At 72.0% G+C, this 13,119-nt stretch carries 17 protein-coding genes; 2 read left to right on the forward strand and 15 right to left on the reverse strand.

Translation table 11 applies throughout. From position 1 onward, the window contains the following. Window positions 1–42: 42 nt before the first annotated feature. From AB0D01_RS20790 to AB0D01_RS20855, 14 genes are all read right to left on the reverse strand, one after another. The gene (locus AB0D01_RS20790; protein ID WP_363057284.1) at window positions 43–225 is read right to left on the reverse strand and encodes a hypothetical protein; all 183 of its coding nucleotides are present in this window, start codon (window positions 223–225) and stop codon (window positions 43–45) included. Continuing rightward, window positions 210–2,492 carry a phage minor capsid protein gene (locus AB0D01_RS20795; protein ID WP_363057286.1) on the reverse strand — a complete coding sequence of 761 codons (2,283 nt, stop codon included), beginning with the start codon at window positions 2,490–2,492 and terminating at the stop codon, window positions 210–212. Before AB0D01_RS20795 ends, AB0D01_RS20790 begins: the two co-directional genes overlap by 16 nt. 18 nt (window positions 2,493–2,510) lie before the next feature. Next, window positions 2,511–3,992 (reverse strand): phage portal protein, encoded by a 1,482-nt coding sequence (locus tag AB0D01_RS20800; protein ID WP_363057288.1) that lies wholly within the window; start codon window positions 3,990–3,992, stop codon window positions 2,511–2,513. Continuing rightward, on the reverse strand, window positions 3,979–4,407 hold the full coding sequence (locus AB0D01_RS20805) for an HNH endonuclease signature motif containing protein (protein WP_363057290.1): 429 nt from the start codon (window positions 4,405–4,407) through the stop codon (window positions 3,979–3,981). Before AB0D01_RS20805 ends, AB0D01_RS20800 begins: the two co-directional genes overlap by 14 nt. A gap of 67 nt (window positions 4,408–4,474) precedes the next feature. Then, on the reverse strand, window positions 4,475–5,710 hold the full coding sequence (locus AB0D01_RS20810; protein WP_363057292.1) for a PBSX family phage terminase large subunit: 1,236 nt from the start codon (window positions 5,708–5,710) through the stop codon (window positions 4,475–4,477). Continuing rightward, the gene (locus AB0D01_RS20815; protein WP_363057294.1) at window positions 5,707–6,150 is read right to left on the reverse strand and encodes a helix-turn-helix domain-containing protein; all 444 of its coding nucleotides are present in this window, start codon (window positions 6,148–6,150) and stop codon (window positions 5,707–5,709) included. Before AB0D01_RS20815 ends, AB0D01_RS20810 begins: the two co-directional genes overlap by 4 nt. Before the next feature lie 152 nt (window positions 6,151–6,302). Further along, window positions 6,303–6,473, reverse strand: a complete 171-nt coding sequence (locus AB0D01_RS20820) for a hypothetical protein (protein ID WP_363057296.1) — start codon at window positions 6,471–6,473, stop codon at window positions 6,303–6,305. Continuing rightward, on the reverse strand, window positions 6,457–7,218 hold the full coding sequence (locus AB0D01_RS20825) for a hypothetical protein (protein WP_363057298.1): 762 nt from the start codon (window positions 7,216–7,218) through the stop codon (window positions 6,457–6,459). Before AB0D01_RS20825 ends, AB0D01_RS20820 begins: the two co-directional genes overlap by 17 nt. Before the next feature lie 14 nt (window positions 7,219–7,232). After that, the gene (locus tag AB0D01_RS20830) at window positions 7,233–7,577 is read right to left on the reverse strand and encodes a hypothetical protein (protein ID WP_363057300.1); all 345 of its coding nucleotides are present in this window, start codon (window positions 7,575–7,577) and stop codon (window positions 7,233–7,235) included. Then, window positions 7,574–7,762: a hypothetical protein gene (locus AB0D01_RS20835; protein WP_363057302.1), complete on the reverse strand. Its 189-nt coding sequence runs from the start codon at window positions 7,760–7,762 to the stop codon at window positions 7,574–7,576. The genes AB0D01_RS20830 and AB0D01_RS20835 overlap by 4 nt, the downstream gene beginning before the upstream one ends. After that, entirely contained in the window at window positions 7,759–8,049 is a 291-nt protein-coding gene (locus AB0D01_RS20840; RefSeq protein WP_363057304.1) for a hypothetical protein, read from the reverse strand. The genes AB0D01_RS20835 and AB0D01_RS20840 overlap by 4 nt, the downstream gene beginning before the upstream one ends. Then, window positions 8,046–8,864, reverse strand: a complete 819-nt coding sequence (locus AB0D01_RS20845) for a hypothetical protein (RefSeq protein WP_363057306.1) — start codon at window positions 8,862–8,864, stop codon at window positions 8,046–8,048. Before AB0D01_RS20845 ends, AB0D01_RS20840 begins: the two co-directional genes overlap by 4 nt. After that, a complete protein-coding gene (locus tag AB0D01_RS20850; protein ID WP_363057308.1) occupies window positions 8,861–9,682 on the reverse strand; it encodes a hypothetical protein in 822 nt (273 codons plus the stop codon). The genes AB0D01_RS20845 and AB0D01_RS20850 overlap by 4 nt, the downstream gene beginning before the upstream one ends. 156 nt (window positions 9,683–9,838) lie before the next feature. Beyond that, a complete protein-coding gene (locus tag AB0D01_RS20855; RefSeq protein WP_363057310.1) occupies window positions 9,839–10,126 on the reverse strand; it encodes a hypothetical protein in 288 nt (95 codons plus the stop codon). Window positions 10,127–10,337: 211 nt separating this feature from the next. Here AB0D01_RS20855 and AB0D01_RS20860 point away from each other — a divergent pair, with 211 nt between their 5' ends. Further along, window positions 10,338–10,817, forward strand: coding sequence for a hypothetical protein (locus tag AB0D01_RS20860; protein WP_363057312.1), 480 nt, complete (start codon window positions 10,338–10,340; stop codon window positions 10,815–10,817). Window positions 10,818–10,916: 99 nt separating this feature from the next. Continuing rightward, window positions 10,917–11,138: a hypothetical protein gene (locus AB0D01_RS20865; RefSeq protein WP_363057314.1), complete on the forward strand. Its 222-nt coding sequence runs from the start codon at window positions 10,917–10,919 to the stop codon at window positions 11,136–11,138. Between the two features lie 331 nt (window positions 11,139–11,469). On the opposite strand, the gene AB0D01_RS20870 is transcribed toward AB0D01_RS20865, so the two are convergent. Then, entirely contained in the window at window positions 11,470–13,035 is a 1,566-nt protein-coding gene (locus AB0D01_RS20870) for an MFS transporter (RefSeq protein WP_363057316.1), read from the reverse strand. Window positions 13,036–13,119: the final 84 nt, after the last annotated feature.

A 13,119-nucleotide genomic window follows, 5' to 3' on the forward strand; every position in this document is an offset into this window, starting at 1 on the left:
CATGGAAAACGGCCGCTCGAAGCGGCCCGGTGTCGGTGGTGACTACTGCTCGGCCTGCTCGGCGGCGACGTAGCCACGGACCCATGCGGCAGTCAGCCGCGGGTCGGTGTAGCGGGGGGCGTCGGTCGGCGGCCGGCCGGCGCGCGCGGCGGCGAGCCCCTCGCGGCGGGCACGCAGCGCCTGCTCGCGGAACCCCAACGGATCACCCCCTACTGCTTGAGCCACTGGGCATGTGCGGAACTCCGGGCGGTCTCGCCGGCGCCCGTGCGGACGCCGGTCACCCCCTCGGAGAACTCAGCGAATGTGATCCGGGGGGAAACGTCCTCCCAAAACCTGATCAGCTCCTCGCTCGCGCGGGCGTACGCAACGTGTGCCGGCCCTGAGAACAGGCTGCGCGGGTCATGCCCCGCGGCCCGGGACTTGCGGTTGAGCAAGATCCCGCGGGTGTAGTCCTCGGCGGCGAGCCACTGCACATAGATGTGCTCGTCGTACATCTCGCGTATCTCCGCGCGGCTGTACGCCCCGCGCGCCGAGCGGGCTTCGAGCTCGCGCTCGTATACCCATCGCTCGGTTGAGGACATGTGCTCGGTGCCGTCCGGGCCACGCTCGACGTCGGCGCCGTACGGCCCCCACTCGTCGGGGTCCGCGGGCGGCGGATCGTCGAGGTGGATCGGGTGCATGGCGTCGTCGAGGGCGTCGCGGGCGGCGAGAGTGTCGGCGACCGTCGCGCCGGCCGCGGGCGGCGGCGGGGCGGGCGGGTGCCGGCGGTCGACCTCGCCGGCGATCCGCTCGGCGTCCGCCGGCGAGGCGTAACGGATGCCCCACACGAGCAGCTCGTCGCCGAGCTCGGAGAGGTCGCCGGCGAGGCGCCCGCCCGGGAACAGGGAGTCGAGCAGGCGGCGCCGGTGGATCTCGGCGCCGATCGCCGGCCGGTCCTCGGGCACGTGCCGCGCCCGGGTGGCGAGCGCCTGCTCGGACATGCCGAGCAGGTCGGCCCGCACTCCGGGCATGGCGGCGTCGACGTCGCGGCGGTCGGCCTCAGCCATGACGCGCAGCAGACCGTCGTCGTTGAGGTGCAGCGCGACGCGGGCGAGCTCGTCGTCGCTGAACTCGGCGAGGCTGTCGACCATGCGCCCGCCGGGGCGGATGCGGTCGAGCAGCGCCTGCTCGTCGCGGCGGTCTGCCTCGGCGGTGATCCGGTCGCGGTCGCGCTCGTCGAGCACCCCGGGCCGCAGTGCGGCGCCGAGCTGCTCGTCGGTCATCTCGGGCAGGGTGCGCTCGTCGCCGGCGCGGACCCGCGCAGACTCGAACGGGTCCGACCCCGGGCCGCTCGGCGTATCGGGGCGGCCCGCGGTGCCGCTCTGTGGCGGGAGGTTGCTCGCGCCGGGCTGCTCGCGCTCGCGTCGGCGGATGAGCTCGGGGTGCTGCGCGAGGTGATCCCGCATCCGGCCCTGCCACTGCCGCACCCGCGCCTCGGCCGCCTTCTTGGCCTCGGGCGTCGTGGCGGTGGCGCTGCGGTTCTTCCACTTCCTGATGGCGCGCTCGATCGCCCTCTGTCGTTGCGTTGCTTCGTAGCCGGCGGGGTCCTCGGAGTGCTCGACCGGCGCCCGGGTGACCCCGGGAAGATAGGCGCTCGTGCTGTGCCGGCAGTTGGGGTGTTGCAGCCCCGAGCGGCGGGCGTCGTCGAGAGATCCGGCGACGTGCACCCGCACGGTGCGGTCGTCGTCGGTGGAGTGCTCGACCTCGATCGTCCGGGCGCCGCCCGGGCCGTCGAGCGCAAGCACCTTGCCCTCGAACGGGTCGCAAAGATCGCAGTTGTGGGGGGCGTTGGAGACGATCACGAGCGAGACGCCGGCGGCGCGCAGCTTGTCGCCGTGCGCCTCGACCGCGGCCCGCCCGACGGCGGTCCGCACTGCCATCTCGGCATAGCTCGTCATCTGCCACGCGCGCCCGCCCTTGTCGACGAACGTCCGCAAGCCCCGGTCGGCGAACCGTTCGAGGGCGCGCTGCGTGGCCTGCCGGCGGGTGTCGATGCCGAGAAGCGGGGTCGCCGACACTTCGCTGACGACCTGCCGGTATCCGTCCTCGACGCCGCGGAGAATCCCGCGGTGCGTCTCGGTGACGAGCTCGATCGTCTCGGCGGCGAGGCGGTCAACAGCGCGGGTGTTGGGTGTGCTGTCGACGATCCGGCGGGCGTCGGCATCCGAGAGGGCGCCGAGCTCGGCGAGGCCGGCACGCGCCCCGACGTCGTACGCCTCGGTCACGGCCGAGAACACTTCAAGGTCGAGAGCGGTCGCGAGGGCGTCGACGACACCCTGCGCCGCTCGGCGTAGCGGCTGAATCGCGGCGAGCTTGGCCACGGCCCACCCGGGGGCGTCGAATCCCTCGGCGAGCTGCCGCGCGACGATGCCGAGCAGGCGCTGCTCGGCGTCCGCGTACAGGTCGCGGACGCCGGCCGAGAGGTCCGCGGCCATGGCGGGGTGAATCGGCATGACACCCCCCGCCATGAGTCACACCAGCGCGCCGGCCTGCATCGGGTCGGGGACGGCGGCGCCGGTCTCGGTGAGGATGCGGGCGACCTCGGCCTGCACGGCGGTCGCGTCCCACTCCGGATGCAGCATCCGCACCCGGGTCTCGGCCGAGACCGCTTGCGCCTGCTGGAGCAGCGACAGGGTTTGAGCGAGCGAGGATGTGTCCTCGGTGATCGAGTCGCCGAACTTCACGCGGGGCCGCTCGGGAACGAGCCGCGGCGTGAAGAACTGTCGATCGAGCAGCAGCAGAACGAGCAGCATGTCGGCGACGGGCGGCGTCCAGTACCTCACTTTCTTGCCCCGGGTGATCATGCTCTTTCGCTCGCGCGCCTTGACCTCGGTTGCGGTGACGGCGGCGCCCTGGTCGCCGAGCCCGAACGTCGCCGCCGAGTATCCGGCGCTCATCACGGCTTGCCGGGTGATCGCGGCCGAGGTTCGCTCGTGCTCGTCGACCCTGATCGAGAACTGATTCAGGGTGATGCCGGCGCCGCCCTGCTCGGTCGGCGGGATGTTGAGCAGCGTCCAGATTTCCCGGTCGTCGTCAAAGCTCGCGCCGCGCCCGGGTCCGTGGTCACGAAGGTACCCGTCGGGCACGAGCAGCCGCGCCCGGGCGAGACGCAGATCGCGAATCCAACTCGTCCACGTCGTATCGAGGCTGTCGAACAGGTCGTACAACGGGCCGGCGTAGTCGCTACGGCCGAACGGTGAGCCGCGGTGCTTGCGGTGGGGGCGGATGTTGGGGCAGTAGGCGGCGGTCAGCAGGTCGATACCGGTCTCGATCGCGTCGCCCTCGGGGCCGAGCGAGTCGGCGAGCGCGGCGACGTCGGGGTGCTCGGTAAGCGGCACCCGTATGCCGAGCGCGTCCTGCGATCCCTGATAGAGCCCGTGCTCGATCCGGCCCGGGGAGTGCCGTTCGAGGTGGCGCCACACGGTGACCGAGTCCGAGGTGAGCTCGCGCCAGAACGTCACGGCTACGAGCTGCCCCCAGCGCCATTCGGGCACGGCGGCGTCGGGATGCACGGTGGTCAGCAGCGGCCGGCCGGCGAGCGAGCGATCCCATGTGACGCGCAGATAGACGCCGCCGAGCGCCGCGGCGACCTCGGCCGCTTCGAGCAGGGTGTTCGCGATGCCGTCCGACTCGGCGAGCTCGTCGAGTCGGTCCTGCGTCGCAGTGTCGGCGACGGTCAGTACGGGCGGCTCGGCGAACAGCAGATCAGCGCTCGCGGTGGCGATGTCACCGGGCAGGGGAATGTGCAGCCGCTGATCGGGCACCCCGGGCTGCTCGGCCCGGTCGCGCCCCCACAGTCGGCGCCGACCGTCGCGGCGCTGCGGCTGGTTGCGGTAGACGCTCGCGAGCTTGTCGCGGTCGCCGGAGTACCAAGCGTCGTCGACCTTGAGCTCGGCATAGTGCCGTGCGAGGGCCGGCGGCGGCCACGGGACGCCGTTGTCAGGAAGCGGCACAGCTCACCCCCTGACGACGAGCCCGAGCTCGCAACGCTGCGCACGGCCGGCAGTGCCGGGTGCCGTTCGGTGCGACGTAGGTGTTCGCTCGGTTGAACCGGTGCCCACGGGCGCAATGGGTCTGACGCGCGCGGCGGGCGGCGGGGGAGATCCCGCGCCGGATGTTGGTCCGGTGGCTCACCACTTCGAGGTGGTCGGGATTCACACAGTGGCGCCGGCGGCACAGGTGGTCGATCACGAGACCGCGGGGGATGCGCCCGCGGGTGAGCTCGTACGCGACGCGGTGCGCGTACTGCGGCCGGCCAGCAATCTTGAACTGCCCGTATCCGTTGGGCTTGACGTGTGCGGTCCAGTCCCAACACCCGAGGGGCCCGGGGGCGACCTTGTCGAGGAACCGGTCGGTCAGCTCACGCACGCGATCACCCCCTCGCGTGCTCGGGCCCGGGCGCAGTGCTGCGCCCGGGCGGGGAGTTGGGGGGCGATCAGGCGGCGGCCGTCAGCAGGCCGCGCCATTCGTGCACGGTGCTGTGCACGGCGTACCGCAGCGCGTCGAGCGAGTGGTCGTCCTGCTTTACGGGGCGGTCCTCGCCGCGGGCCGCGGCGGCGTCGTCCCACACGTACGTGGGGAACTCGGCGAGCAACCCCTCACACGAGCGGTGAATGAGCAGCGCGCCGGCGTCGAGGGCGTTCGCCACGCTGCGGATGCCGTCGAGCACTGCGTTATTGGCCCGGGCGACGTTCGGGTACCCGTCGGCCCATAGCTGAGTTGAGAAGCTCGCGGCCGAGGGGTCGATGAACGTCCACTCGGGCCGCACGCCGAGCGTGTCGATCCAGTCGCGGACGGCGCGGCTGTACTGCGCGTCGGTCATCTGTCGGTGCGCGGCGCGGGCGTCGTGTCTCCACTCGCTCACCGCGTACAGCCGGCCGTCGTCGCCGAGGCCGAGCAGGATCGCCGAGAACGGGTTGCTCGTGCCGTAGTCGATGCCGACCCAGTAGCGGCGCATCTCGGGCAGCTCGTCGACGACGTGCTGCTGCTCGTCGTACATGTCGTAGATCGCGCCCTCGGCGACAACCCACTCGCCGAGGATCATCCGGCGTCGCCATAGTCCGGTGTACTCGGCGGACAGTGCCTTGACGTAGGCGGGCGACAGAGCCGGATTGTCGGCGAGCTTGAAGTGCCAGGAAGCGAGGTCGAGCTCGGCGGCGCGGTCGAGGTACTTCGCTTTGAGCCAGTGCCGCGGCCCGTCCGGGTTCGTGGTGCCGATCAGGATTGCGCCGGCGACCGACAGGCGGGCGAGTAGCTGCGTGAAAAAGGCTTCCGGCAGCAGCGTGACCTCATCCGCGTACGCGACCGATGCGGTCAGACCGCGCAGCCGGCCCTCGGATCGGGAGTCACTCGCACCGATCAGGTGCACGACTCGGCCGAGGATCACGGCGGTTGTCGCGCCTCGGGTGTGGTGGACCTCGGCCGCGGTGTCCGAGAACAACTCGGGGTCTTGCAGCGGCTCGATCACGTTCCGCTCGATCGTGGCGAGCGATCGGCCCACGATCAGGATGAGACCCGAGGCGGGCGCCCGCCGGACGGCGAGCAGGAAGCGCAGCAGCGACGAGATCGTTTTGCCGGAGCGCACCGACCCGTGCCACAAGTTGATACGGGCGGTCGCCTCGCGGATCGAGCGCAGTTGCTTGTCGGACAGGTGGCCCGTCGAGGGAATCACCCCCCGTCGGCGTCGTCCCCCACGGGCCCGAGCAGGGCATCGGCGAGGCGGTCGAGCATCCCGCCGGCGCTCGTCGACTTGTTGGAGCGTGCGAGCTCGGCGGCCTTGGCGTGTACCTCGGTCAAGGCCCGGGCGGCGGTGGCGTAGTCGCGGGCGTCGCGCGCCGAGTCGGCGGCGCCGACCCGCTCGACTTGAGCGAGGGCGCCGTCGAGGGCATCGTCGGCGAGCTGCTCGCGCCGGGCCGAGGCATCGGCCTTACGGGCATCGGTAGCGGCGGCGACCCGCGCCCCGCCAGAGAACGCGAGGCCGAGCTCGGCGGCGATCTTCGAGACCGTGGCGGCGCCGCGGCCGAGCTCGCGAGCGATCTGGTTACGGGACTTGCCCTCGGCGTGCAGGCGGCGGACTGCTGCTCGGTCGGCGTCCGTGATCGGGTCGGCCACGGGATCACCTCCCGACCGGGACATGCGAACGCCCCGCCACCGGGGGGATGGTGGCGGGGCGTCTAGATCAGGTTTCCGGGCACGCCGGAGGCGCTCCCGACTCTAGGTCACGAATAGATAACGGCGCAACCCCCTATCGGTTGGTACCTCGGTCACTCAAAGAGGGCGCCCTGCTCGACGTCGTCGCCGAGGTCGAGCAGCGCCTCGACGCTCGGCGGCGCCTCGACGACGAGCCACCCGCTACGCCACGTACCGCGCCCCTCGCCGGCCGTGGGCTCGTCGACGAGCTGCTCGTCGAGCGCCCCATCACGCCGCGGCTGCAAGATCGACCCCGAGCGCGGCGATCAGTTCGGGGAGGTCGTCCCACTCCCACACCCGCGCCCGCTCCCTGCTGTCGAGCGGCACGGGCGCCGAGCAGGCGCGCCCGCCCGAGCAGGTCACGGCCGGCGGCCCGTCGGGCGCACTGTGCAGGGTGAGCTCGCCCTCGCACCACGGGCACGGCTCGGGCAGCGGGGTCTCGCGCTGGTCGAGGCCGAGGGCGCGCAGCACCCGAGCCTCGGCGATCCGCGCGGTACGCCGCGCTTCGTGCAGCAGGTGCAACGGCAGCACCTCGAACGGCGGCGGGGAGAGGGCGCCGTCGAGCTCGCGCTCGGGGGCGGTGTCCTCATCCTGCACGCGCCCCTCGATCCACACGCACGCCCAGTGCAGCCCATGCACCCGCGATCCGGCGGCGCGCCGACTGTCGGGTGCGCTCGGGTCGGCGCACAGCCACGCCCGGGGGTCGCCCTGCTCGGTGCGCTGTACGGCGGCGGCGAGGGTGTCGGCGAGGTCGAACACGAGCCGCTCGACGCCGCGGCCGGCGTCGAGGGCGCCGAGGTTGAGCGGGGCGGGGTGCTCGCGCAGCACGAGCGGGGCCCGGTCCTCGACGACGAGCTGCTCGTCGTCCTCGCGCATGGTGTGTGCGAGTTGCCGCGGTGGCCAGTGGTCGGCCGGCGGTTCCTCGATCGCGAGCAGCAGCTCGGCCCACCGGCCGCGGATCGTCCGCAGCGCGCGCACAGTCTCGTGCACAGCCTGTGTGTAACTCACTGTCCCCCCTTGTTGGATGCTCGCAGCGCCTCGACCTCGGCGGCGTACTCGTCGCGCTCTGCCTCGGCCTCGACGATGGCCTGCTCGGCGGCGGCGACTCGGTGTGTCAGCCGCAGCGCCGCGGCCTGCTGCCCGCCGGCCGAGCGGCGGAAGTTGTCGCAGTCGGCGATCTCAGCCTCGACGAGCTGCCGCAGCCGCGCCGTGTCCTCGGGGCCGAGCACCCCTCGGTCGGCACGGGCGAGCAGGACCCGCAGCGCCGTGCGTCGCTCGTCGCGGACTGCCTCGCGTGCGTCGCTCCGGCCGCGCCGAGACCGGATGCGGGGAAGGGTGTTCGCGGTCATGGTGTGCTCTCTCCGTTCTCGGCTCGGCGCGTCGTCGAGCAGGTGGTGCAGGTGGTCGGGCACGGCTGGCGGCCGAGGCGGCGCAGCTCGCGGTCGAGGCGGTCGTCGATCCGGACCGCGTACGCGAGGGCGGCGCCGAGGGCGAGCGCGAGCGTCACGGCGAGGGCGAGCAGGGCGGCGCTCATGGGGTTGTCTCTCCGTTCGTTCGGGCACGGCGCAGCAGTCGATCGAGGGCGCGCCGAGCGCCGCGGGTCTCCCGCGCGCGAGGCGCGACCGGTCGCGCGCGGTGGTGTTCGTGGTGCAGGTGACCACCGGCGTCCAGCACGCGGCCGAACTCGGCAGTCATGTGCCATCCGTCGATGGCGAGGCGGTCGGCGAGCGAGGCGACGAACACGGTCGCGCGGTGCGGGGGCACGTCGAGCTCGTCGGTCAGATGGGCGGCGATCGCAGCGCGGGCGGCGAGCGGAATCATCGGGCCTCGCCCCCACCGCTGGTGTGCCGGGCGCGGCCGTCGCGGCGCGGGGCCGGCGGCTGGCACATGATCCGGGCGAGGCGCACCTGCTCGGCGTCGGCCTCTCCGTTGCCGTGCTCGGCGAGCAGCGCCTCGACGCGCGAGGGATGAACACCGGTGAGCGGGCGCCGGCCCTTTCCACGGTTGCGGAAGCTCGATCGGCACTGCTCGTCGACAGCGGCGAGGCAGTGCGGGCACCGGACACTGAGCGGGTCGGGCAGCCCCTCGGCGACGAGCTGCTCGCGGTGCGCGCGGGCCGGCCGGAACTGCCGCAGCTCGGCCGCGACATGAGCCGGCATGTACCGGCGCGGGCCGGCGCCGACTCCGGACATGAGCGCGGCGAGACGTTTCTGCCCTGCTGCGTTGATCTCGGCCCGGTACTGCGCCGGCGCGGCATGGCCGCGGGCGACGGCGGCCCGGGTGCCGAGCAGTTCCTCGCGCCACGCGGCGGGGTCGTCCGGATCGGCGGACGGCACCGGGTCGGTGTGCCTGTTCATGAGCTCGGCACGGTGCGGCCCCCACGCGGCGAGCAGGTCGTGCGGCTCGATCGCCCGGAACTGCGAGCTCTTGTTGCCGCCCTGCTGCTCGTAATAGCGGCGGGCGGCGCGGGCGGCGTCCCATCCGGTTTCGGGCATGGTCGCCGGCACATCGGCGACGGCGGCGGTCCACTCCGAGATGGTGCGGGCGGACTGCTGCGGATCGGCGAGGGCGCGGCGCACGCGGCTGTCGAGCGTTCCGGCGAACGCGAGCAGGGCGGCGATCTGTTCGGGCGTCATGGGCGGCTCTCCTTTTGGGCGAGCAGGGCGAGGCCGGCGGCGAGGTTGTCGGCGTAGTTCGCGGTCGAGGCGGGCACCCGAGGCGGCGTGTTCGGCGCCGGCCGGTCGAGGTCGCTCCAGACCTTGAGCCAGTAGCGGGCACTCTTCGGTGCCTCGCCCGGGTTGGTGCGGCGGGCGGCGAGGTCGACCAGGGCCTCGACGCCGTGCGCCTGTACGAGCCGGTAGACGTCGCGCTGCTCGCCGAGGCCGAGCGACCACCGGACGGCGATCGAGGCGGCGACGAGAGCGGCGTCGAGCGGACGCAGTTCGGGAACCAGCGCAGCCGCGGTGTTCGTCGCGCGCGGCTGCTGCTGTTCGTCTTGTAGAGAGCTTCTTTTGTTCTGGGGGCCGGTAGCCGGCCCCCCGGGGGCCGATCTCCGGCCCTCCCCCGGGCCGGTAGTCGGTCCCCCCGGGGCCGATGTCCGGCCCTCCCCGGGGCCGCTCACCGGTCCCCCGGGGGCCGATGTCCGGCCCGGGTCGGAATCCGGCCCGGGCCGATCTCCGGCCCCCCTCTCGTCGAGCAGGGGGAGGCGGTAGACCGTTTCTCCGCCGGGGCCGAGCTCGCCCTCGACGACGGCGAGCTCGCCCGAGGCGAGCAGGGCGTCGACGGCGTCGCGGACGGTGGACCGAGCGGCGCGGGTGCGGCGGATGAGCGAGGCGGTACCGGCGTAGGCGACGCCGTCGGCGTCGGCCCGATCAGCGATCGCGAGCAGCACCAGACGAGCGGCGCCTCGGCTGTCGGACTGGGACCAGACCCAATCCGTCGCGGCGAGGCTCAACGGTTCGTCTCCTTACGGGGATCGGCGAGCCCGGAGGTTCGGGCCGGCCGGCGAGTGCGGCGGGCGTGTGGGCGGGGCAGCGGTTGCCGACGATGTAGCGGCGGGTACCGATCGCGCGGCAGTAGTCGCCGGCGGCGCCGTCCCAGTGCTCGCAGATCACGCCGCGCGATCGGGGCGGCCGACGTACCGAGCGAGGACTACGAAGCGGGGCACGTTGTTCTCGACCACGGTCCGGGCGATCGCCTGAAACGAGCCAGCCGGCGCGTAAGACGCGAGCTGCGCGGACCGGATCGCCTGCGCCGCCGAGGATGCTCGGGCGCTCGTTTCCTTCTGCTGGATCTCGGCCCACTGGTTCGGGTGTGCCTTGAGCTGCTCGACGATCAGCGCGTGCTTGACGTTCTTCTGCCGTGCCGGCGGCGGGCCGGCGATGAACTTGACTGTCACTAGATCCCCCTCTGATCTGTCACCGAACGCGAACAGACATGCTTGTTGCCATGTCCGAAACGGCGCTAAGGTCCGTTCGTGTTCACGAACAAGAACAACGTAGACATGGCAGAAACCCGACGTCAACGCAGTTCCGAGGTGTGCAACCGGGCAAGATCACTGGTTAGATGAGACTGTTCGCGTTCTGCGACAAGAACGGAGATGAGAAACCGTGTCGGAGAACGACACCCCGATAGGTGAGCCGTCGGCCGATGGGGCGGCCGAGCGTGCCCCCGACTCAGGGGCCGGCGGCCCCTTTGCGGCCCTGGTGGCGGCGGCGATCGCGGGGGAGCCTCTACGGAGCGTCTCCGCGCGCGCCGTTGACCCTGAGACAGGCAAGCGCATCCCGCACAACCAACTGCCCAAGATCGCCAAGGGTGACGGGTACAAGCGTGAGCGGTGGCTCATCGGCGCCGTTGCTGCGGCCGTCGGGCGTCCGCTCGCGGAAGTGCAGCGCGCCGCGGCGGAGGAGTGGACCGGCCTACAGGTCGGCGACCTGCTACGGGCGAGTAACTCGACTACAACCGTTGTCGTGGCTTACGAGTCTGGCACTACGGCTGACGATCTTCCCTTGCTTAAAGAGAAGCTAAAAACTCTCGGGCTCGGGAACATCCGAGTCGTGTCCGCAGACGTCGGTGACTCTGTGCCGTAAGCGCGTGACCTGCGGTGTTTGTACGGGTATGTTGGTTGAGCTCTTGCCTCGGGCATATGTTCGAGTGAAGGGCTCCGCCATGCCACAAGGGGGGGCATCTTGTTCCGCGTCCGCCGTACCCGACTCGACGACAAAGCGCCGGCCGCCGGCGCTGCTGACGAAGCAGATCGACACATCTTGATCGACGACCGGCACATCACTGATACCGGCGCGATCGCCCTTGAGCTCGTCCTGAACGCCCTTCCCCCCGTCGAGGGCGGCAGGGACCGAGCTAGCGAGCCGCGGCCCAAGACCGACCCCGGCAAGGCGCAGCAGGGCTAAGACGACCGAAGGGGCCGCACGGTGCGAACCGTGCGGCCCCTTCTGTGTGTCGGTGCGCCGGTGTAGCGTGTGGATCGAGCAGGCGACGTAAGTGCAGGTCAGGGGCCGGTTTCTGAGTGCCCGTTGCGTGCCCAATGCGTGCCCATTGCGTGCCCGAACTGCTCTGTACCGGTTGTCACGAGTCGGCACGGGAAGGCACCGCCGCACGGCTTGACCTGCGGTTATCGCCATACGGCGGCACCCCGTGGAACTATCCGACAGGACTCATCTGGCGCTCGTAATGCGTAGGTCTCGGGTTCGAATCCCGAAGGCGGCTCAAGGAAGGCCCAGGTCAGATCATTTCTGACCTGGGCCTCTTTGCGTTGGTCGCCTCGGGGGCGGGGGGTGCGGGCGGGTGGGGCGGGCGTAGGGCGAGGTGGAGTACGGCCGCCCCCAGGAACGTGATCAGCATGATCCAGAGGGCGCCGACGTGCAGGGCGTGGACGAACGCCTCGTCGGCGGCGCGGGCGAGGGCGGGGCGGTGGGTCGTCGCGGCGACGTGGCGGGCGGCTTCGGCGGAGACCCGGGCCCGTTCCCGCACCGCCTCGGGCGCCCCGTCCAGGGCGGGTTCGATCGCGCGCCGGTACACGAGGGACATGATCGTGCCGCCGACGGCGATGCCGATCACGCCGCCGGTCTGCCGGACGGTGTTGGTGACGGCCGACCCAGCGCCGGCCCGCTCCAGCGGCAGGGTGGCGATCAGGGCCGCGGTGACAGGGCCGAGCACCATGCCGATGGAAAGGCCCTGGAGGAGGAGCAGGAGGGCGATCGCCGTGAGGGGGGTCTCCAGGCCGAGGAGTCCGTAGGCGCCCATGGTCAGGGCGGCCACGGCGAGGGCCGGGACGGTGACGACGCGCAGGGACAGGCGGCGGACCAGGCGGGCGCCGACGGGCGCTCCCAGGATCGCGCCGAGCGCGGTCGGCAGGCCGGCCAGGCCCGCCTCCATCGGTGAGTGGCCGCGCGCGCCCTGGAGGTAGAAGGCGTTGTAGAAGGTGATGGCGGAGACGGCGAAGAGCAGCAGGCCGAGCGCGGCGTTGCCGCCGCCGAACGCGCGCCGCGCGAGGAGCCGGGGGTCGAAGCCGGGCGCCTCGACGCGCAGTTCGACGAGGACGAACGCGGCCAGCAGGACCAGTCCGGCGACGATCGGCCCCCACACGTCCGGGCGGCTCCAGGCCGTTGCCTGTCCCGCCCGGATCAGGCCGTAGGCGAGCGTCGCGAGGCCGCTGATCGACAGCAGCATCCCGGCCGGGTCCAGCGGGCGCACCACGGGGCTGCGGAAGTTCGGGACCAGCAGGGCGATGCCGATCAACGCCACCACCGCGACCGGGACGTTGACCAGGAAGACCGAGCCCCACCAGAAGTGGTCGAGGAGCACCCCGGCCAGTACCGGGCCCACGGCCATGCCGACCCCGGCGGACGTCGAGGAGACGGCGATCGCGGTCGAGCGCGCCGGGCCGGTGAAGGTCCACATGAGCAGAGCCAGGCTCGCCGGCATGATCAGCGCGCTGCCGACGCCCATCGCGGCCCGGGCGGCGATCAACTGGCCGGCGTCGCCGGCGTACGCCGCCCACACCGAGGAGAGCGCGAACACCACCAGGCCCGCCGTGAGCACGGTCCGGTGGCCGAAGCGGTCGCCCAGGGCGCCCGCGGTGAACATCAGGGTGGCGAAGGCGAGCGTGTAGGAGCCGGTGGCCCATTGCAGCTCGGCCGGATCGGCGTTCAGCCCTCGGGCCGGATCGGCGAGGGTCTCCAGGGTGGTGCTCAGGACGGTGTTGTCCAGCCAGATCAGCAGGGAGCACACCATGAGGACCGAAAGGATCGACCGCTGCCTGAATTTCGAAAGGGTGGGGGTGGTCATGAACGCCTTCGGGAGTGATCGGGAAAACCTGCCGAGCGGAGACCGTAAGGAATTCGGCAGTGTGTGTCAACACGCTTTGTCGGG

Source organism: Streptomyces sp. NPDC048606, assembly GCF_040650855.1.
In the GTDB taxonomy this organism is placed as follows: domain Bacteria; phylum Actinomycetota; class Actinomycetes; order Streptomycetales; family Streptomycetaceae; genus Streptomyces.

Bases quoted from the DNA above. Each gene is read 5' to 3' on its own strand.
- AB0D01_RS20830 (WP_363057300.1), bottom strand. From the start codon at position 7,577: ATGACCGCGAACACCCTTCCCCGCATCCGGTCTCGGCGCGGCCGGAGC.
- AB0D01_RS20840 (WP_363057304.1), bottom strand. From the start codon at position 8,049: ATGATTCCGCTCGCCGCCCGCGCTGCGATCGCCGCCCATCTGACCGAC.
- AB0D01_RS20795 (WP_363057286.1), bottom strand. From the start codon at position 2,492: ATGCCGATTCACCCCGCCATGGCCGCGGACCTCTCGGCCGGCGTCCGC.
- AB0D01_RS20870 (WP_363057316.1), bottom strand. From the start codon at position 13,035: ATGACCACCCCCACCCTTTCGAAATTCAGGCAGCGGTCGATCCTTTCG.
- AB0D01_RS20845 (WP_363057306.1), bottom strand. From the start codon at position 8,864: ATGACGCCCGAACAGATCGCCGCCCTGCTCGCGTTCGCCGGAACGCTC.
- AB0D01_RS20835 (WP_363057302.1), bottom strand. From the start codon at position 7,762: ATGAGCGCCGCCCTGCTCGCCCTCGCCGTGACGCTCGCGCTCGCCCTC.